The following is an 18966-nucleotide window of genomic DNA, read 5'->3' on the forward strand; positions in this document are numbered from 1 at the left end:
CAGGCCGCGAAGAACGCGGCGGTCCGGAATCAGTTCGCGGTGGATAGCTTCACGCCCGCTGTCGCCGCGAAGGCTCCGGTGGACCTCAATCCGTCTCCCGTGAGCAGCACGGTGGCCCAGGCGCAGACGGTCGACGCGGCCAAGACAGTGGATGCCGCGAAGGAAGCCCAGGCCACGCAGGAGGCCGAGGCCGCGCAGGACGCCGAGGCCGCGGACGATGTGGAAGCCGCGCAGGCGGCCGAGGCCGCGGACGTGGCTCAGGCCGCGCAGGACGCACAGGCCACGCAGGATGCACAGGCCACGCAGGACGCCACGGACACGCAGGCAGCCGACGCCGCCCAGCAGGCCCAGACGCCGACGGTGACGGAGGCGGACATCGAGGCCGCGAAGCAGGAACTGCCCGACGTCGAGCTGACGCGCAACCCCGCGGGGACGGACCCGTCGGCCGAGGTGACGGCCCAGAACCAGCAGGTGCAGACCGCGCTCCAGGAGCTGGGCATGGTGGCTCCCGCGCACGTCACCGGCTTCTACGGCTCCATCACCGAGGGGGCCATCAAGTCCTTCCAGTACGAGCAGGGGATGACGGTCACCGGCAACTACGACGCGGCGACCCGCGATGCCATGGCCGCGGAGATCGCGGAGCGGCGCGCCGCCGAGGCGCAGGGCATCACCGCGCCCGCCGTCGACCTGCCGGACACGTACACCGCCGTGACGGACCAGCAGCTCGCCGACATCATGCCCAATGCCACGGACGAGCAGCGGGCGCAGTACCTGGACCCGCTCAACGAGGCGATGGAGGAGTTCAACATCTCCACACCCGAGCGCCAGGCGGCCTTCCTGTCCCAGATCGCCGCGGAGACGGCGGACCTGCAGTACATGTCCGAGATTTCTCCCAACCCGGAGCACGGGGACTACTACGGCCGCGGGATGCTGCAGCTCACCCACGAGAGCAACTACACCGAGGCGGGCAACGCGCTGGGGACGGACCTCACTGCCAACCCCGATCAGGTCGCCACCGACGCGGACCTCGCCGCGCGCACCGGCGCCTGGTACTTCAACGACCGGGGCCTCAACCAGCAGGCGGACCAGGGCCGCATCGGCGCCGTCACCCTGGGCGTCAACGGCGGCTACAACGGCGTCGACCGGCGCCTGGAGGCCTACGACACGGCGCTGGATGTGCTGCGCCAGCAGGCCGAATAGCCAGCCCGGGCACCGAGGGTCTGGCGGTGGCCGCGCCGGGTGCGCGGCCGCCTCCGCCGCCCGCCGCGCCTACTTCGCGGTCGCCTCCGCTGACTGCCGCTCCTGCTTGCAGAAGGCCAGCCGCTCCTTGATGGCCTCCAGCGGCACGGCCATCTCCAGCTTGAACGTGTCGCCGTCCGGCTGCACGCGGGCGAAGTCGAGCAGCTGCGCAATCTCCTTCTCGCCCTCGGCCTGCGCCTTCATGCGGGCCAGGGACAGCGCGGCGCCCAGGGACTTGCCCAGGTCCGTCACCTTGGCCGCGTCCGGGCCGCGCACCTCCGCCACCAGCGCCACGTCCGACGACGCGTCCACGTGCAGCTCCACATTCTGCGCCACGTCGCGCAGCCGCTGCGCCAGCTCCGCCTGCTCCGGCGGCAGCAGCTTCGCGATCTGCTCCACCGACAGCACGCCGTACATCTCGCCGTAGGTGCTGTTCTCCGGAATCACGGACGGCTCGTCCGGTCCGCGCCCCTCCACGCGGTCGATGGCCGCCTTCACCTCGTCCGGCGTCTTGCCCACCATGAAGAGCTGGTTGTTCCAGACGCCCACCGCGGTGTCCCGCCTCCGCGTCTCCGTGGTTCCGTCCGGCCTCGTCACCGTCGACTCGCCCGGCTCGTAGACGCGCGCGCCCTCGCCGTAGTCCGCCGACACCGCGTTGCCCATCATCTCCTGGAACTTCGCGTTGCCGAAGTTGCCCGACAGCATCATCCCTTCGTCGGTGATGACCAGCCGGTCCAGATCCTGAAGCGGGTCCACGCCGCTCCTCTTGCGGATCTCGTCCAGCTGCTTCCCTCCGTCGCGCATCATGCAGTCCAACAGCAGCTCGCCAATCGGCGAGTGCCTCAGCGCGTTGGCCTCGATGACCACCGCCGTGCGGCCCGGGCCCCGGGGCAGTGCCGCGAGCAGCGGGTCTCTCGGACGCGGACGCTCCTGCGCCGCAGTGCCCGCGTCCGCCACCATGGGCATCACCCACGTGCGGCGCTTCTCGGCGCGCTCGCGCTCCTCACCCCGCATCCGCCGGGGGAACTCCACCTGGGGACCATCGTCCTTCGGGAGCGAGTCTCCCTGACCCGCGAACATCAACACCGCGGCCACAACGAACAACAGTGCCGCCACCCCGAGCCACACCCGACGCCGTCGACGGTTGTCCACGTCAGTAATCCTTTCCTTCGAAGCGCCAGAACCCCACGGCCAGCGCACCAAACCCGAACACCATCACTCCCGTGAGCAGCGTCCCCAACGAGTGGACCTGCAGCGGAGTCGAAGCCGCGATGTCTCCCGCGGCCTGTGCCAGCGACGACAGGCGCGGCAGCGCCAGCGTCACGGCCTCGAAGACGCTCCGACTGATGCCATCCTCGAACGCGGAGGAAATCTGCGTCCGGTACCCCGCGATGACGCCGCCCACGAGGACCAGGATGCCCGCCGCCGCGCTCAGCGCCGCGCTGCGCACCAGCGTCGCCGTGGTCAGCATCACCGCGTACACGGCGGCGAAGCCCACGCACGCCATCAGCCCGGCGATGAGCGGCCCCGCCGTCCAGTACCCCGCCTTCACGCCGAAGATGAGCACCAGCCCCGTGGTGCCATACAGCGTCCCGCCCAGCGCCAGCGCCATGACGCCCAGGAACGTCCCGGCCAGCAGGTGCCAGCGCTGAATCGGCAGCGCGAGCAGGTGCTCGATGCGCCCCGGCGACATCAGCGACGGTGCGAAGTCCGAGCACGCGACGATGCCGAACAGGATGCCCCCGTAGAACACGATGAACGCCGCCGCCGTGTACACGGGACGCAGCGCCACGTCGACGGAGCGGATGCTCGCGCGAATGTCCTCGCCGAACAGCCGCGAGGCCGCCAGCGCGCCGTCCACCACGTCCAGCCGCAGGCTCAGCGCCACCACCGACAGCACCAACGTGATTCCCACCACGAAGGCGAGGATGAACTTGCGCGACATCGCCTCGCGCAGCACGTACCCCGCGATTCCCAGCACCGGATTCAAGCCGCCACCCCCACCGTGTTCGCCGGAGCCACCGTCCCCAGCAGCACGGACTCCAAGTCAGCCCCATCCCGCCGCAACTCCACGAGCAGTGCCCCGGCCGCGCGAGCCCGGTCCACCGCCGCGTTGAGCGCCGCCGGGTCCTCCGCCTCCACGTGGTACACGCCGTCCGCGCTGCCCCGCGTGAAACCCGCCGCGCCCAGGGCCCCCGCGTCCACACCGGGCGCGAAGCGCACCATCCACCGGGCCCCGCCGCGCGCCAGGTCCTCCAGCCGACCCTCGCGCAGCACGCGCCCGTCCGCGAGGATGGCCACGCGGTCACACACGCGCTCGGTCTCCGCCAGCAGGTGCGAGTTGAGGAAGAGGGTGGTGCCCTTCTGCACCTCCTCCAGGAGGATGCGGCGCACCTCCAGGCGGCCCATGGGGTCGATGCCGTCCGTGGGCTCGTCGAGAATCAGCAGGGAAGGGGTGCCCACCAGCGCCGCCGCCAGCCCCAGCCGCTGCCGCATGCCCTTGGAGTAGCCGCCAATCTTCCGGCCCGCCGCTTCCGCCAGGCCCACGCGCTCCAGCAGGCGCGAATTCCCCTGCGCATCAGACTTCAGGCCCTTCAAACGTGTGACGGTGGACAGGAAGGCCGTCGCCGTCCACGAGCCCGGCAGGTGCAGCCGCTCCGGCAGGTAGCCGATGCGCGCGCGGATGCGCGGGTCCTCGGGCGAGCCCCCCAGCACCCGCACCGTGCCCGCCGTGGGCTGGACGATGCCGAGGATGCTCTTGATGAACGTCGTCTTGCCCGCGCCGTTGGGGCCGATGAGCCCGAAGGCGCTCCCCTCCGGCACGCTCAGGTCCATGCCCTTGAGGGCATCGTTCCCCGTCTTGCGGAAGGCCCGGTGGTACGTCTTCCGCAGTCCCCTTACCTCGATGGCTGGCGCTCTGGCTGTCACGGTCATGACTGTAGACGACCGGGGCGGGCGACGATTGCCTCGCCACCTTCAGCGGAGGGCGGGCGGACGGGGGAGCACCCGTGCCTTCCTCCGCGACGACCTCTACGCGCACCTGGGAAACATGTTTCGCACCCAATTCGTGTCTGCCGCGCCGCGACACCCCGTCCTTCCGCGAGCTTGGAACGCTTGGGGCTCCATGGTCCGAGGTGTGCACACGTCGCCGGGCACCTTCACACCCCAGGAGATGGAACCCATGGCGTATGTCGACCCGCAGCTTCAGGAGGCCCGTCGTGAGCTGGAGGCGGCCGAGCAGGGACTGAAGGCTGGCACCGAGGCGGCGCGCGTGCGCTACGCCCGGGCCCTGCACGAGGCCGACCTCGCCGAGCGCCGTGCGCAGCGCGCTGCCCGTGAGGCCGCACGGCATCAGCGCAGCTGGCGGCTCGCCGCAGGCTGAGCGGCCGGGCAGGGGTGCGGAAACGATGAATGCCGGGCGCCGCCGGTTTATACCGGCGACCGTCATGGCCTATCCCGTCCATCGCCCCCGCCGCCTCCGTCGTAACCCCGTCCTGCGAGACATGGTGCGCGAGACGCGCCTGTCGCCGGGCGACTTCATCTATCCGCTCTTCGTCGTGGAAGGCCGGGACGTGCGCCGTCCCATCGCCTCCATGCCGGGCATCTTCAACCTGTCCGTCGAGCACGCCGTCGCCGAGGCCCGGCAGGCGAAGGCCCTGGGCATCCCCTCCGTCCTCCTGTTCGGAATCCCGAACCACAAGGACGCGCACGGCTCCCAGGCCTACGCGAAGGACGGCATCGTCCAGCGCGCCATCCGCGAAATCAAAGCCGCCGAGCCGGACCTGCAGGTCATCGCCGACGTGTGCCTCTGCGAGTACACGGACCATGGCCACTGCGGCGTGCTGGAGGAGGGCCACGTCGTCAACGACGCCACGCTGCCGCTGCTCGCGCAGATGGCCGTCTCCTGCGCCCAGGCCGGCGCGGACATCATCGCTCCGTCGGACATGATGGACGGCCGCGTGGCCGCCATCCGCCGCTCGCTCGACGAGGTTCGCCTCACCGAGGTGCCCATCCTCTCCTACGCGGCCAAGTACGCCTCCGGCTTCTACGGCCCCTTCCGCGAGGCAGCCCAGAGCGCGCCCAAGTCCGGCGACCGCCGCGGCTACCAGATGGACCCCGGCAACGTGCGCGAGGCCCTGAAGGAGGTCGCCCTGGACGTGGAGGAGGGCGCGGACATGATCATGGTGAAGCCCGCGCTGGCCTACCTGGACATCATCCGCGCCGTGCGCGAGCGCTTCGAGCTGCCCGTGGTCAGCTACAACGTGTCCGGCGAGTACTCCATGCTCAAGGCCGCCGGGCAGAACGGCTGGATTGATTACGAGCGGGTGATGATGGAGACGCTCACGTCCATCAAGCGCGCGGGCTCGGACCTCATCATCACCTACCACGCCCTGGAAGCCGCGAAGCTCCTGTAGGCGACAACCGGACGCACGCCGCGCGCCGAGGACTTGATCCGCGCGGCGCATTGCGTCCAAATGAACCGCGCAAGATGCCCACCAAGAAGAAGCGGCCCGCACGCAAGTCCGAGAAGCCCCCGCCCCAACGTCGGCGGAGGGCCGGTAGGCGCCCCGGGAGCGGACGCTCTGCGGTGATTCGTGCACCCGGACCGTTGCAGTACAAAGTGGTGGAGCTGTCCACGGTGGACGAGGGCACGCTGGAGTGGACCCTCAACGAGTGGACCGGCAAGGGCTGGAACCTGGACGGCGTGCAGTTCGCCATGCGCGAGGCCTCCAAGCGGCCGGCCATGGCCTTCGTCTTCTTCACCCGCGAGGGTGCCCCCGCCGCGCATGACGAGGACGCCGCGCGCGAGCGGCTGTTGCGCATGTCCGACACGGGCAGCCCCACCGCGGCGCTCGCCGCGGGCAGGGCGCACGAGCAGGCCGAGTGGGCCGCTCCGATGGTTCACCCGCTGAGCGCGCACGAGCGCCTGGCCCGGCTGGCGGGGCTGGACGAGCCCGAGCCGCACGAGGAAGGACTCACCTTGGAGCCCGAGGAGTGAGCACGGACCGCGAACGTGTGTTCATGACGGACAGCCGCGGTGGCAGCCGGGTGCTGCGCATCGTCGCGGCCGACGCGGAGGAGACCGGCTCGCCGTACCCCAAGGCCTCGCTCTTCCTGCGCCTGGGCGCCCGCGTGGTGGACGTGGCGGTGGCCTGGGGCCTCTACGTCGTATGCGGCGCGGCGGGTGCGGTGGTGGCGCTGCTCTTCCTGCTGCTGGCCGACGGCATGATTCAGGGCCAGAGCGTGGGCAAGCGCATCTTCGGTGTGAAGGTGATGCACCTGCCCACGCGCTCGGCGGCACGCCACCGCGACAGCACCCTGCGCAACGCGCCGCTCGCGCTCGTCGTCCTGCTGGGGATGATGCCCGCGCCGCTGGGCTGGGTGGCGGGGCTCGCGGGGCTGGTCGTCATCGGCGGGGTGGAGGCGTGGCGCGTGGTGAGGGATCCGCTCGGCTGGCGGCTCGGTGACACCTGGGCCCAGACGCAGGTGGTGGACGGGAAGGTTGTCGCGGGCGCAACCGTTGCAGCCCGCACGCCGGTGGCGCATCAGCGAGCACCGGGAAGAATCATGTCCGCGGCGAAGGTGCGCCGCGGTCGCTCGCTCAAGAAGAGAAAGGGGCAACCGTGCGCATCGCGCTGACCCACAACCTCAGGCTGTCCGATTCGGAAGAAGAAGCGGAGTTCGACACCCAGGAGACGGTCAACGCACTGGCCGCCGCGATTGAACGGCTCGGTCACCGGCTGGAGCGCTTCGAGGTCAGCGGTCCCGCCTCGCGCACCGTGGCGCGGCTGGAGGCGTACAGCCCGGACCTCATCTTCAACACCGCCGAAGGCCGGCGCGGCCGCTTCCGTGAGGCCTTCTACCCGGCCCTCTTCGACGAGCTCGGCTTCCCGTACACGGGCTCGGACGCGTACGCGCTGGCGCTGACGCTGGACAAGCAGCTCACCAAGCTGGTCCTCACCAAGCAGGGCATCCGCACTCCGGGCTGGCAGTACGTGGAGAAGCTCAGCGAGCTGACCGCGGAGAACCTGCGCTTCCCCGTCATCGTGAAGCCCAACTTCGAGGGCTCCTCCAAGGGCATCACCCAGGACTCCATCGCGGAGACGCTGGACGAGGTGCGCATCAAGGTGGCCGCCGCGCTGGAGAAGTACCCCGCCGGCGTGCTGGTGGAGGAGTACATCACCGGCAGGGACCTCACGGTGCCGTTCCTGGCCGCGGTGGACAACGACTACGACGGCGTGCTCACGCCGGTGGAGTACGTGGTGGACCCGGCCGTCACGGCGGGGCGCAAGTACGCCATCTACGACTACGAGCTGAAGACGAAGAAGGAGAACGCCGTCAGCGTGCGCGCGCCCGCGCAGATTCCGACGCGCACCGCCGAGGACGTGCGGAAGATGGCGCAGAAGATCTTCCAGGCGCTCGACACGAGAGACCTCGGCCGCATCGACTTCCGCCTCAGCGACGCGGGCGTGCCGTACTTCCTGGAGATCAACGCGCTGCCCAGCCTGGAGCCGGGCGCGGGCATCTACTCCTCCGCGGAGCTGGACGGGCTGCACTTCGACGGAGTCATCAACTCCATCATCCAGAGCGCGGCGAAGCGCCACAAAATCAAGGACGGCAAGCGCCAGGGCAAGCCGGCGCGCAAGACAGGCCCGCTGCGCGTGGGCTTCACCTACAACGTCAAGCGCGTGAAGCCCATGGCCACCTCCGAGTCGGTGGAGGACAGCGAGGCCGAGTACGACTCGCCCAACACGCTGCAGGCCATCCGCGAGGCGATTGCGTCCTGGGGCCACGAGGTCATCGACCTGGAGGCCACCGCGGAGCTGCCCACCGTGCTGTCCAGCACGCCGCTGGACGTCGTCTTCAACATCGCCGAGGGCTTCAAGGGCCGTAACCGCGAGAGCCAGGTCCCGGCCCTGCTGGAGCTGCTCGACATCCCGTACACCGGCTCCGACCCGGCGACGCTGTCCATTGCGTTGGACAAGGCCCTGGCGAAGAAGATCGTCCGGCAGGCCGGCATCCTCACGCCCAACTTCCAGCTGATGGCCACGGGCAAGGAGCGCCTCAACAAGGAGTTCACCTCCTTCCCGCTCATCGTGAAGCCGGTGGCGGAGGGCAGCTCCAAGGGCGTCGTCACCAAGAGCGTCTGCTACAGCGAGGCGGAGCTGCGCGAGGTGGTGCGCGAGATTGCCAGCAAGTACCAGCAGCCCGCGCTCATCGAGGAGTACATCGGCGGGCGTGAGTTCACCGTGGGCCTCTTGGGCGAGCGCCGCCCGCGCGTGCTGCCGCCGATGGAGATCGTCTTCCTCGACAAGGAGGAGAAGAACCCCGTCTACAGCTTCCAGCACAAGCTCGATTGGACGGACCGCATCCGCTACGACGCGCCGGCGAAGATCGAGCCCGCGCTGCTGGAGAAGCTGCGGACGGCGGCGCGCAGCTCGTTCATGGCGCTGGGGTGCCGCGACGTGGCGCGCATCGACTTCCGCATGGACGACAAGGGCCGCATCTACTTCATCGAGTGCAACCCGCTGCCCGGCCTGACGCCGGGCTGGAGCGACCTGGTGCTCATCGCCCAGGGTGCCGGCATGGACTACCGGGGCCTCATCGGCGAAATCATGGCCCCCGCCATCCGCCGCTACAAGGAGCGCGAGGCGCGCCGCGCGGCCACCGAGACGCCCTCGGTGCTGCGCAAGGGCCCGCCGCTGGACGAGCAGGGCGCACCGGCCGCCGCGTCGTCCTCGTCGTCGGGGAGCAGCACCGGCGGCTCCGGTGGCGGCGGCGAGCCGCCCACGCGCATGGAAGCCAAGGCCTGACGTCCGGCCGCTTCGGCTGACCCGAACGCCCCGCCCCGCGCCTGCCTTCCTGGCGGCGGGACGGGGCGTCGCCTTTTCCGCCGCGGGCCGGCCATTCGCGGACACGCGTACATGGAAGCTCCCTGCCGGGGCATGCGCGGAGTGATTGACGGTGGGGGATGGTCGGATAGTGTCCTCCGCCTATGGTGCACATCCCCGAGGAGACCGGGCCCCGCGTCCGTGCCCGTGAGCTGGGACTTCCGCTGGGACGCTTCAAGCCCGGGAAGTTCAACGCCATCACCGACGTGGAAGGGGTGCTCGTCGGGCACAGCACCATCATCAAGGGCGAGGGCCCGCTGCGGCCCGGTCATGGCCCGGTGCGCACGGGCGTGACGGCCATCATGCCCAACAACGGCAACATCTTCATGGAGCGCATGAACGGAGGCGGCTTCGTGCTCAACGGCGCGGGCGAGGTCTCCGGCATGACGCAACTCATGGAGTGGGGCCTCATCGAGACACCCATCCTCCTCACCAACACCATGGCGGTGGGCGCGGTGTCCGACGGCGTGGCCCGCCACCAGGTGGAGCGCTACCCCGGCATCGGCGACGAGCACGACGTCATCATCCCCGTGGTGGGCGAGTGCGACGACTCGTGGCTCAACGACATCGCCGGCCGGCACGTGCGCGAGGAGCACGTCTACGAGGCCATCCTCAGCGCGAAGACGGGCCCCGTGGCCGAGGGCAACGTGGGCGGCGGCACCGGCATGGTGACGTGCGACTTCAAGGGCGGCATCGGCACGTCCTCCCGGAAACTTCCGGAGGTGCTCGGCGGCTACACCCTGGGCGTGCTGGTGATGTCCAACTTCGGGAAGATGCACAACCTGAGGGTGGGCGGCCTGCCGGTGGGCGAGGTGCTGGCCGAGAAGTTCAAGGACACGCCCAAGCGCGGCCACACGTACGGCTCCATCATCGCCGTGGTGGCCACGGACGCGCCGCTGTTGAGCCATCAAATCAACCGCCTGTGCAAGCGCGTGGCGCTGGGCATCGGCCGGGTGGGCAGCTACGCGGCGCACGGCTCGGGCGAAATCGTCGTCGGCTTCTCCACCGCGAACATCATCCCCAGGCGCACGCAGAAGATGGTCTACAAGCTGAAGATCCTCCTGGATCAGCGGCTGGACCCCCTCTACGAGGCGGTGATGGAGGCCACCGAGGAGGCCATCCTCAACGCCATGTGCATGGCCACGTCCATGACGGGCGTGAATGGCAACCACAGCCCGGCGCTGCCCCTGGACGAGGTCCGGCGCGCCCTGGACGCCTTCAAGCCGATTTTCGCCTCGGTGAAGAAGCGCCCCCAGCAGAGCAGCGCCCCCGTGTCCCGCGAGCGGCCGAGCGACGAGGACCGGGAGGGGGAGGTGACGGTGTCCTCCGCCAGACCCACCCAGGTCCGGGGGGCGGAGGGGATTCCGTTCCCCACCCGGCCGGCCCCGGATGAGCCCTCGGAGGAGGCTCCGGGGGAGGCTCCGGAACCCCCTCCAGAGGGTTCCTCTTCCGGGAGCCCATCCGGTTCTGATACGTAGGCCCTTCTTTTCACGTCTCCGTCCCGGAGCGCAGGAGTCAACGATGGCCCGCAGCAAGAGCAAGCACCGTCGCGTGCAGATGAAGATCAAGCAGGCCTGGAAGAAGCGGGCCAAGAAGCAGAAGGCCGAGGCGAAGGCCGCCGAGGCGAAGAAGAAGTAACCAGCCCCCGCGCTCGAGCGGCCCGAGGTGCTACTCCCGGGTCGCCGAGAACGGGCTGATGACGTTGCAGCGCTGGGACCCGTTCGGCCCGGCGCGCGTGAAGGTGCCGGTGTAGGTCCCCGCCAGCCGTGCCGTTCCGCCATCCGTCACCGGGGGCGTGAAGCTGCCAGCCAGGCTCAGGTTCTGCGTGAGGCCCCCGTCCGGGGTGCCGCTGGCGTTCCCCGACAGGTTGAAGGTCCCCTGACTGGAGACGGTGCCCCGCAGGGACACCCCCTCCAGCGAGCCCGTGAGGGCGTCCCCCGTGCGCGCGATGTCCAGCGGACGGCCCCGGGGCAGGTCCACGGCGAGCGCGCTGCACTCGGCCGGCACGCCCCCATCCCCGAAGTTCATCCGGTAGCGCCCTTCGATGGCGGGGCAATCCGTGCAGGGGGAGGCCCCTTCCCCACACGCGGAGGCGGCGAGGGACAACAGGGCGGTGAGCACCGCGGGCGTGAAACGTCCAGAAGTCATGGTTGATCCTCGGCGGGGGTGAACCCGGACTTCCCGGTGGGAAGCGGGGTTCCTAGTTTGGGGTGGCGTCGGTGGCCCGCGGGGCGGGCGGGGTGGGGTGGGGCGGTGGGTGAAACTCGGCGGTGGTCGAACTACGTGTTCGCGGGGCTCTTTGCCTTCGCGTTGATTCTCTTCTCCAGGATTCTTCTTCCGTTCCTCATGCCGGTGTTGCTGGGCGGCTTCCTGGTCGTCCTCTTCATGCCGGTCCAGGACTACCTGGGCCAGAAGCTGCGGGGCCGCAAGTCGCTCGCGGCCGGGTTGTCCACCCTCACGGTGTTCCTGCTCATCCTGGCCCCGCTGGCGCTGGTGGGGTGGATGGTGGCGAAGGAACTGCTCCAGTTCGTGGGGCAGGCGCAGGACCTGCTGGAGCAGGTGGACCTGCGTCACCAGTTCGCCTCTTCGCTGCCCCGGGGTTTGAGCCGGTACATCCGGTTCGACCCGGAGAGCGCGGAGACGGAGCGGGCGCTGATGACGGCGGTGACGGGCGGGGCGGCGCTGCTCGGTGACGTGGCGACCGCGGGCGCGGAGCTGGTCGTCAACATGTTCCTGATGACCGTGGCCATGTACTACTTCTTCCTCGACGGCCGCCGGCTGGTGGCCGAGGTGATGCGCCTCGTCCCGCTGGACAAGCGCTACTTCGAGGCCTTCGCGCGGGAGTTCACCGACGTCGCGTACGCGATTGTCTACGGCAACACGGTGACGGCGCTCATCCAGGGGGCGGTGGGCTTCGTGGGGTTGCTCATCGCCGGGGTGCCGCATGCGGGGGTGTGGGGCGCGGCCATGGTGCTGGTGGCGCTGGTGCCGGTGGGCGGCACGGCGCTGGTGTGGGGGCCCATCGGCGTGATTCTCATCGCGACGAACAAGGTGACGGAGGGCGTGTTCCTCCTGTCCTGGGGCACCTTCCTGGTGGGCAGCATCGACAACGTCATCCGCCCGAAGCTGTGCGGGGCGCGCATGGCGCTGCACCCGCTGCTCGTCTTCCTGTCCATGTTCGGCGGGCTGGCGGTGTTCGGGATGATGGGGCTGCTGGTGGGGCCGCTCATCGCCTCCATCTTCATGGCCATGGTGCGCATCTACCGGCGTGACTTCCTCGGCATCGGCCGCGCGGAGCACCTGGCGGCGACGCAGGCGGCGGCGGACTCGTCGCCGTCCCTGGTGCCGGATATGGAGTCGACGATGCCGGTGGGCGGCACGGGCCTGGGCGCTCCGGCGACGATGAACGCCTGAGCGGGCGAAGGGCTTCGGGGCCTGGAGCTGGGGACGATGCCCGGCTCCGGGCATTCCGGCGACGATGAAGGCCTGAGCGCGTGGGGTGGTTGCTGGCTCGGACCTCCGGGCTTGGAGCCTGGACATCGCCTGCGGGGTGGGTGAACCTCCCTCGGGAATGATGAACACCGGACACGCGATGGTCCGCTGGGGCATGGTGTTCGCCCTGGCGGTGGTGCTGGCCTCCCCGTCGGCGCAGGCCGCCGTCATCAAGCGGAAGAAGGCGGCGCCCGTGGCCGCGCGGCAGCGCGTGGAGGGGTCCGCTCCGGCAGTGGCGAAGCGGAAGAAGTCGGTGTCCGTGACCCAGCGGCAGCGCGTGGTGGTGCTGGGCCTGGAGGGCGACTCGCGGGGCCGGGTGCGCGCGCAGTTGGATGCGGCGCTGCGCCGCACGCGCCAGGTCGCGGTGGTGTCGCTGAAGCAGTACGCCGCCACCGCGAAGAAGGCGGGCCTGCGCGGCGCCGAGGCTTCGTCGGAGGGCGCGCTCGTCAAGGTGGCCCCGCGCCTGAAGCTCGACTCGGCGGTGGATGGCGCGGTGGGCTCCTCGCTGCATGTGCGCGTGCTGGATGCCGACGGGCGCGTGCTGTCCGAGCAGGAGGTGGCGCTCACGCGTGGAAAGCTCTCCACGGCGGACGCGAAGAAGGCGGCGCTCGCCATTGCCGCCGCGGTGCGTGCGCCTCGCGCGGCGCCCGCGCCAGAGTCGCCCCAGGGCGTCTCTCCCGGCGAGCCCATGACGCCGGCCGAACCGCTGAAGCCCGCCGAGCCGGTGACGCCCGCGCCTCCTCCCGCGGTGGCGGAGGCACCGGCCCCCGTGAGTCCGAACGCTCCGGTCGTGACGGAGCGGCCCACCGAAGCACCTGCCGAGACGGCACAGCGTCCTGATGCCCCGGCCGTGACGGAGCGGCCCGCCGAGGCGCCTCCCGCCGTCGCACCGGGTCCGGATGCTCCGGCCGTCGCGGAGCGGCCCGTTGAAGCGCCTCCTACCGCCGCGCCGCGTCCGGACGTCTCCGTGGCCGACGCTCCGAAGAAGCCGGTGATCCGCCCGGACGCGGTGGCCGTGGCTTCGCGTCACACCGACAGCGCGGAGCCGATGGTCGTGGACCCCGAGTCGCACACCACGACGGACCCGTTCCTGGAGGTGGCGCTGGACACGGGCTCGGGGGGCACGGTGGGTGATGAGCCGGTGCGCCCGCCACTGGCGCGGCTGCTCCTCGGGGGCACGACGACATGGCGCAAGTACTGCGCGCGTCCCGGGGTGAAGTCGTGCAGCGAGTTCGACCGCAAGGCGGTGGATGACCAGCTGGGAGACCGGGTGGACTACTCGTCGTCGGTGCCGTACCTCGGCGTCTCCGCGGAGCTGGAACTGCTGCCTCTGGCGCGCAATCCGTCGGCGGTGCGCGGGCTGGGGGCGGTGCTGGGCTACCGGCGTGGGTACTCGTCCACGAACGTGACGCTGGTGAGCGACGCGGGCCAGTCGGTGACGCGCGAGGTGGTGGCCACCGACTCGGTGCTCACGGCGCAGGCGCTGTACCGCTACTACTTCGGCCTCGGAGAGGCGCGGCAGTTGCTCGGCTACGCGGGGCTGCGCGCGGGCCTGCTCACGCGCGCGTTCGACGTGGACGAGTCCGCGGAGAGCCCGCTCACGGGCACGCACCGCATGTTCCCCGCGGTGGGCCTGGAGGTGTCCGTGCCGCTCCTGCGCTCGGTGCGGCTGGAGGGCGCGGGGCAGGTCTTCATCGACCCGAAGCCGGGAGAGGGCTTCGACGACGAGGGCGGCGCGCTGGGACTCGAGGTCAGCGACTACGGCACGTCCGTTTCCAGCTTCGGCTGGGAGGCGCAGCTGGGCGTGGCCGGTGAGCTGTGGGGTCCGTTCGGCTACTCGGTGCGCTTCAGCCTGTCGCGCTACCAGGACACCTTCTCCGGCGCTGGCACCCGCACGGGCTGGGAGGCCGGCGGCGTGGCGGAGGAGACCTACTCCAGCCTGCACTGGGGCCTCACCGCGTCGTACTGAGCCCGGCGCCGGGACTTGGAATGCGCGTAAACTGTTAAATCGTCTTACCCCGTCAATCAGGAAATCGTGTAGGAGTCCGCCTGAAAGGGAGGACCCTCCATGGTCTCCGTTGGTCGTCACGTTCGTGGTGCCCTCGCGCGCGCTGTCGTCCCCGCCGCGCTGATGCTGCTCGCTGCTTGCGGTCCGGAGTCGCTGGACGAGGACTATCTCGGTGAGTCCGGGCTGGGGCTCGCGGGAGGCCCCACCTCCACCGCGTTCCGGGCCGCGCTCGCGAAGCGTTGGGCGCCCATCCACTACCAGGACGTGGACGTGACGGGCTCGCACTCGCTGAGCGGCAAGTCGGACTACATCACCCGGGTGGACTTCGACGGGGACTGGAGCGGGACGAACAACTGGGACAACGCCGGCTCCCGGGCGCTGACGGCGCACGCGTACCACTCGCTGGTGGAGACGAGCTCGCACTGGTACCTCGTCTACACGTTCTTCCACCCGCGCGACTGGGCCGACAACATCTTCGACACGGAGCATGAGAACGACGCCGAGGGCGTGATGCTCATCGTGGAGCGCAACGGCACCGAGTACGGGGCGCTCATCGGCGCGGTGACGGTGGCGCACAAGGACTTCTTCTCGTTCGTACCGGACGGCAGCCCCATCGGCTCGGGGGTGGAGTCCGTGGACGGCAAGCTGTCGTCCCTGTCCTTCGAGGGCGTGCTCCATCCCATCACCGCGCAGGAGGCCAAGGGCCACGGGCTCAAGGCCTGGCCGGCGTATGACATCGTCGGAGATGGCGTGAAGTACTTCCCCTCGCTGAGCACGGCGGAGGAGCCCTCGTCGGCCACGGACTCGGACGTGCGCTACAAGCTCGTGGACATCTACGGCTCGGAGGGGCTGTGGCCGCGCCGGAGCCTCACCACGCTCTTCGCGTCCGAGGGCACGTTCAAGGGCGACACGGGCGGTGGTTGCGGCTCGGTGGCGGGGCAGTGCACGTCGAACTCGGCGAACGCGCCCTGGGGCTGGGACGACCAGAACGACGGCTCCATCCTGCGCGGTGAACTGGCCACCGACCCTGCGAAGCTCGCGGCGTACTACTTCAGCCCGTCCTCGCGCTTCTCGACGACGTACACGTTCAATCCGTTCAAGGGCATCGGCGACCCGAACCAGCCCTGAGCACGGCGCGCGCCTGGGGCCTAGAGTGCGGTGCATGAGCACGCACCCGAGTCCCCAGGAGTTGCGACGGAAGTGGAAGGCGGCGAACGCGGAGCCGGTGGAGGGCTCACGAAGGCTCGACGCCTACCGCGCATTGGCGGAAGGCTGTCCCGCCTTCGTCCCGAACCTGCTCGCCTTGAGCCGCACCTGCCTGCTCGAGCGCGACGAGGCCCACCTCGACGAGGCCGAGCGGGCCCTGCGCACCGCGGCGGATGTCTCCGCCGGAGCGCCGGAGCCGCTCATCGAATTGGGCCGCTTCCTCGCCACCGCGCGGAATGCGCCCGTGGACGCGGAGGCTGCGTTCGCCTCCGCCGCCAGCGCGGCGCTCTCCCTGCTCGAAGAGGCGTGGGCCGGGTGGATTCACGCGCTGGGCGAGCAGGACAAGCTGGATGCGGCCATGGAGGTGGCGGAGCTGGCGAAGCGAATCGTCCCGGACTCCGCCGCCATCGCCAGAGCCGTGGACGCGGCTCAGCGCCGCGCCTCGCGCTGAGCGGCGGGGCTCAGTCCCCCCGCAGTGTCACGGCCGGGTCCACGCGCATGGCGCGGCGGGCGGGGATGAGACACGCCAGCAGCGCCACGCCGAGCAGCAGCGCCATGACGCCGCCGAAGGTGAGCGGGTCATGCGGGGCGATGCCGTAGAGGATGCTGCCCATCACCCGGGCCAGCACGAAGGCACCGGCCGCACCCAGCGCGATGCCCGTCCCCGCGAGGCCCATCCCGCTCTTCAACACCAGCCGCAGCACGTCCGCCGGCTTCGCCCCGAGCGCCAGCCGCACCCCCAGCTCCCGCTGCCGCTGACTCACCGTGTAGGCCAGCACGCCGTAGATGCCCACCGCCGCCAGCGCGAGCCCCAGCACGGCGAACAGACCCAGCATCACCGACAGCAGGCGCGGTCGCGTCACGGCCTCGCTCACGACCGTGTCCAGTGTGGTGATGCGGCTGATGGTCTGGTTCGGCTCGATGGCCCAGAGGGCCTGGCGTGCGGCGATGGCCATGGGCAGCAGCGCGCCCTGTCCGCGCAGCACCAGGTTGGTGGCGGAGCGGGAGAACTGCTGCACGTGGAAGTAGACGAGCGGAGGGGCTGGCTCGGCGAGCCCTGCCTGCCGCACGTCACCGACCACACCGATGATGCCCGCCTCGGTGGTGCCGACCTTCACCGACCTGCCCACCGCGTCCTCGCCGGGGAAGTAGCGCCGGGCGAAGGTCTGGTTCACCACCATCACGATGGGCGCCTGCTGCGTGTCCGTGGCCTCGTGGGCGCGCCCCCCGAGCAGGGGGATGCCCATGGTGCTGAAGTAGCCGGTGCTCACGTGCATCACCGACGCGTGCGGCGGGTTCGCCGTGTCCTCCGGGTGGCCGGGACGGTTGAAGGGCATGTCCTCGCCCACGCTCTCCAGCGGCAGGTACTTCACCATCGCGGCGGACTGGATGCCGGGGAGGGCGCGCACCCGTTCCAGCACCTCGGCGAGATAGGCGCGGCTCTGTTCCCTGCGGGAGTCCGGCACAGAGAAGCTGACCACCGCGGCGCCCTCCGAGCGGAAGCCCGGGTCTTCCGCCAGCATCCTCGCGAGGCTGCGCGTGGCGAGCCCCGCGCCCGTGGCCAGCACCACCGCGATGGCCACCTCCGCGACGACGAGCATGCCGCGCAGCCGCGCCCCACCCGAGCCCACCGTGCCGCGCGAGCCCGCCTTCAGCACCGGCTCCAGTTTCGTGGTGCTGGCGCGCAGCGCGGGCAGCAGCCCGAACAGCAGCCCCGTGAGCAGCGTGGCGCCAGCGGCGAAGGCCAGCACCTCGCCGTCCACGCGCACGTCGCGCAGCCGGGGGAGTTGATGCACCGAGAGGCCCACCAGCACCTCGGTGCCCCACACCGCCAGGGCGATGCCGAGCGCACCGCCCAGCCCCGCGAGCACTACGCTCTCCGTGAGGAGCTGGCGCACCAGTCGCCCCGGCCCCGCGCCCAGGGCCGCGCGCACAGCCAGCTCCCGCTCGCGCAGGGTGGCGCGGGCGAGCTGCAGGTTCGCCACGTTGGCGCAGGCGATGAGCAGCAGCAGGCCCACCGCGCCCAGCACCACCAGCAGACCGGTGCGCACGTCGCCCGTCATCGCCTCGTGCAGGGGGATGGCGGTGATGCCCGGGTACTGCGCATTGCTGTCCGGGTAGGCCTCCGCGAGCTGCCGGGTGATGCCGCCCAGCTCCGCGCTCGCCGTCTCCAGTGTCACGCCCGGCTTCAGGCGGACCACCACGTTGAGGAAGCGGTTGAAGCGCGTGCGGGGGATGCCGCTTTCCGGGATGTTGGACAGGGGCACCCACACGTCCATCTGCTCGCCGGGGAAGGTGAACGAGGGCGGCATGATGCCCACCACCGTGTGCGGCACGCCGTCCAGGGTGAGGCTGCGGCCGAGCATCGCCGGGTCCGCGCCGAACTTCCGCGTCCAGAGCCCGTGGCTGAGCACCACCACCGCGTCCTGGCCCGGCCGGTTCTCTTCCGGAAGGAAGGGCCGTCCCAACCGCGGCGCCATGCCGAGCGTGGAGAAGAACCCGTCCGTCACGTACGTGGCCTGGAGCAGCTCCGGGTCTCCGAGCCCGCTCAGGTCCACGCCGGACATGTTCTGCACGTGCCACCACGCGCCCAGGTCGGTGAACGACTTCTGCCGGGCCTTCCAGTCCTCGAGGTCGGGAAGGGAGAGGACGGTGCGCGGCGAGTCCAGCACGGGGCTTGCCTGCCACAGGCGGACGAGCCGCTCGGAAGCGGGGAAGGGGAGCGGCTTGAGCAGCACGCCCCGCACCACGCTGAACAGGGCGGTGGTGGCGCCGATGCCCAGCGCCAGCGTGAGCACGGCCACCAGCGAGAAGGCCGGGGCCTTGCGCAGCGTGCGCAGCGCGTACCGCACGTCCTGCACGAGCGCGTCCAGGAACAGGCTTCGCTTCATCTCCCGCTCCTTCTCGTGTCCCAGGCGCACGCACTCGGCACGCACGTGCTCCAGGTTCCCGAACTCACGCTGGGCGGTGTCGTGTGCCTCGGTGGGGGACAGGCCCTCGCGCTGGAGCTTCTCGGCGCGCATCTCCAGGTGGAACCGCAGCTCGTCATCCACGTCCTGCTCCACCGCGCGCGGGCGCGCGGCGAGCTTGAGCAGGCGCTTGAAGCCAGGGGGCAGTTGCATGGCGGGA

The 18966-nt window shown here is 70.6% G+C and carries 17 protein-coding genes; 12 read left to right on the forward strand and 5 right to left on the reverse strand.

All coding sequences use genetic code 11. The annotated features are described in order from the left end of the window. Nucleotides 1-39: 39 nt before the first annotated feature. Nucleotides 40-1200 (forward strand): glycoside hydrolase family 19 protein, encoded by a 1161-nt coding sequence (locus OV427_RS43405; protein WP_267862109.1) that lies wholly within the window; start codon nucleotides 40-42, stop codon nucleotides 1198-1200. A gap of 69 nt (nucleotides 1201-1269) precedes the next feature. On the opposite strand, the gene OV427_RS43410 is transcribed toward OV427_RS43405, so the two are convergent. The 3 genes from OV427_RS43410 to OV427_RS43420 are packed head-to-tail and all read right to left on the reverse strand — an operon-like array spanning nucleotide 1270 to nucleotide 4173. Then, the gene (locus tag OV427_RS43410) at nucleotides 1270-2391 is read right to left on the reverse strand and encodes a hypothetical protein (RefSeq protein ID WP_267862110.1); all 1122 of its coding nucleotides are present in this window, start codon (nucleotides 2389-2391) and stop codon (nucleotides 1270-1272) included. A gap of 1 nt (nucleotide 2392) precedes the next feature. Beyond that, nucleotides 2393-3229, reverse strand: coding sequence for a hypothetical protein (locus OV427_RS43415; protein WP_267862111.1), 837 nt, complete (start codon nucleotides 3227-3229; stop codon nucleotides 2393-2395). Then, nucleotides 3226-4173: an ABC transporter ATP-binding protein gene (locus OV427_RS43420; protein ID WP_267862112.1), complete on the reverse strand. Its 948-nt coding sequence runs from the start codon at nucleotides 4171-4173 to the stop codon at nucleotides 3226-3228. The genes OV427_RS43415 and OV427_RS43420 overlap by 4 nt, the downstream gene beginning before the upstream one ends. 247 nt (nucleotides 4174-4420) lie before the next feature. On the opposite strand from OV427_RS43420, the gene OV427_RS43425 reads away from it, so the two are divergent. The 7 genes from OV427_RS43425 to OV427_RS43455 all read left to right on the forward strand — a co-directional run bounded on the left by OV427_RS43425 (nucleotide 4421) and on the right by OV427_RS43455 (nucleotide 10769). Beyond that, entirely contained in the window at nucleotides 4421-4621 is a 201-nt protein-coding gene (locus OV427_RS43425) for a hypothetical protein (RefSeq protein ID WP_267862113.1), read from the forward strand. 64 nt (nucleotides 4622-4685) lie between these two features. Then, nucleotides 4686-5654 carry a porphobilinogen synthase gene (gene hemB / locus OV427_RS43430; protein WP_267862114.1) on the forward strand — a complete coding sequence of 323 codons (969 nt, stop codon included), beginning with the start codon at nucleotides 4686-4688 and terminating at the stop codon, nucleotides 5652-5654. Between the two features lie 173 nt (nucleotides 5655-5827). Beyond that, nucleotides 5828-6238 (forward strand): hypothetical protein, encoded by a 411-nt coding sequence (locus OV427_RS43435; RefSeq protein WP_267862115.1) that lies wholly within the window; start codon nucleotides 5828-5830, stop codon nucleotides 6236-6238. Then, a complete protein-coding gene (locus OV427_RS43440) occupies nucleotides 6235-6879 on the forward strand; it encodes an RDD family protein (protein ID WP_267862116.1) in 645 nt (214 codons plus the stop codon). Before OV427_RS43435 ends, OV427_RS43440 begins: the two co-directional genes overlap by 4 nt. Further along, on the forward strand, nucleotides 6864-9053 hold the full coding sequence (locus OV427_RS43445; protein WP_267862117.1) for a D-alanine--D-alanine ligase family protein: 2190 nt from the start codon (nucleotides 6864-6866) through the stop codon (nucleotides 9051-9053). Before OV427_RS43440 ends, OV427_RS43445 begins: the two co-directional genes overlap by 16 nt. 182 nt (nucleotides 9054-9235) lie before the next feature. Then, entirely contained in the window at nucleotides 9236-10609 is a 1374-nt protein-coding gene (locus OV427_RS43450) for a P1 family peptidase (protein WP_267862118.1), read from the forward strand. A gap of 43 nt (nucleotides 10610-10652) precedes the next feature. Further along, nucleotides 10653-10769, forward strand: a complete 117-nt coding sequence (locus tag OV427_RS43455) for a hypothetical protein (protein ID WP_015349395.1) — start codon at nucleotides 10653-10655, stop codon at nucleotides 10767-10769. A 30-nt stretch (nucleotides 10770-10799) separates the two neighbouring features. Here OV427_RS43455 and OV427_RS43460 read toward each other — a convergent pair whose 3' ends face one another. Further along, nucleotides 10800-11279 (reverse strand): hypothetical protein, encoded by a 480-nt coding sequence (locus OV427_RS43460; protein ID WP_267862119.1) that lies wholly within the window; start codon nucleotides 11277-11279, stop codon nucleotides 10800-10802. Nucleotides 11280-11384: 105 nt separating this feature from the next. Between OV427_RS43460 and OV427_RS43465 the strand changes: the two genes are divergently transcribed. The 4 genes from OV427_RS43465 to OV427_RS43480 all read left to right on the forward strand — a co-directional run bounded on the left by OV427_RS43465 (nucleotide 11385) and on the right by OV427_RS43480 (nucleotide 16288). Beyond that, nucleotides 11385-12545 carry an AI-2E family transporter gene (locus OV427_RS43465; protein WP_267862120.1) on the forward strand — a complete coding sequence of 387 codons (1161 nt, stop codon included), beginning with the start codon at nucleotides 11385-11387 and terminating at the stop codon, nucleotides 12543-12545. Between the two features lie 157 nt (nucleotides 12546-12702). Next, nucleotides 12703-14592 carry a hypothetical protein gene (locus tag OV427_RS43470; RefSeq protein ID WP_267862121.1) on the forward strand — a complete coding sequence of 630 codons (1890 nt, stop codon included), beginning with the start codon at nucleotides 12703-12705 and terminating at the stop codon, nucleotides 14590-14592. A 99-nt stretch (nucleotides 14593-14691) separates the two neighbouring features. After that, nucleotides 14692-15759, forward strand: coding sequence for a hypothetical protein (locus tag OV427_RS43475; protein WP_267862122.1), 1068 nt, complete (start codon nucleotides 14692-14694; stop codon nucleotides 15757-15759). 34 nt (nucleotides 15760-15793) lie between these two features. Beyond that, the gene (locus tag OV427_RS43480) at nucleotides 15794-16288 is read left to right on the forward strand and encodes a hypothetical protein (RefSeq protein ID WP_267862123.1); all 495 of its coding nucleotides are present in this window, start codon (nucleotides 15794-15796) and stop codon (nucleotides 16286-16288) included. A 10-nt stretch (nucleotides 16289-16298) separates the two neighbouring features. On the opposite strand, the gene OV427_RS43485 is transcribed toward OV427_RS43480, so the two are convergent. Continuing rightward, nucleotides 16299-18959 carry an ABC transporter permease gene (locus tag OV427_RS43485; protein ID WP_267862124.1) on the reverse strand — a complete coding sequence of 887 codons (2661 nt, stop codon included), beginning with the start codon at nucleotides 18957-18959 and terminating at the stop codon, nucleotides 16299-16301. Nucleotides 18960-18966 lie beyond the last annotated feature (7 nt).

The sequence above is a fragment of the Pyxidicoccus sp. MSG2 genome, from assembly GCF_026626705.1.
In the GTDB taxonomy this organism is placed as follows: domain Bacteria; phylum Myxococcota; class Myxococcia; order Myxococcales; family Myxococcaceae; genus Myxococcus.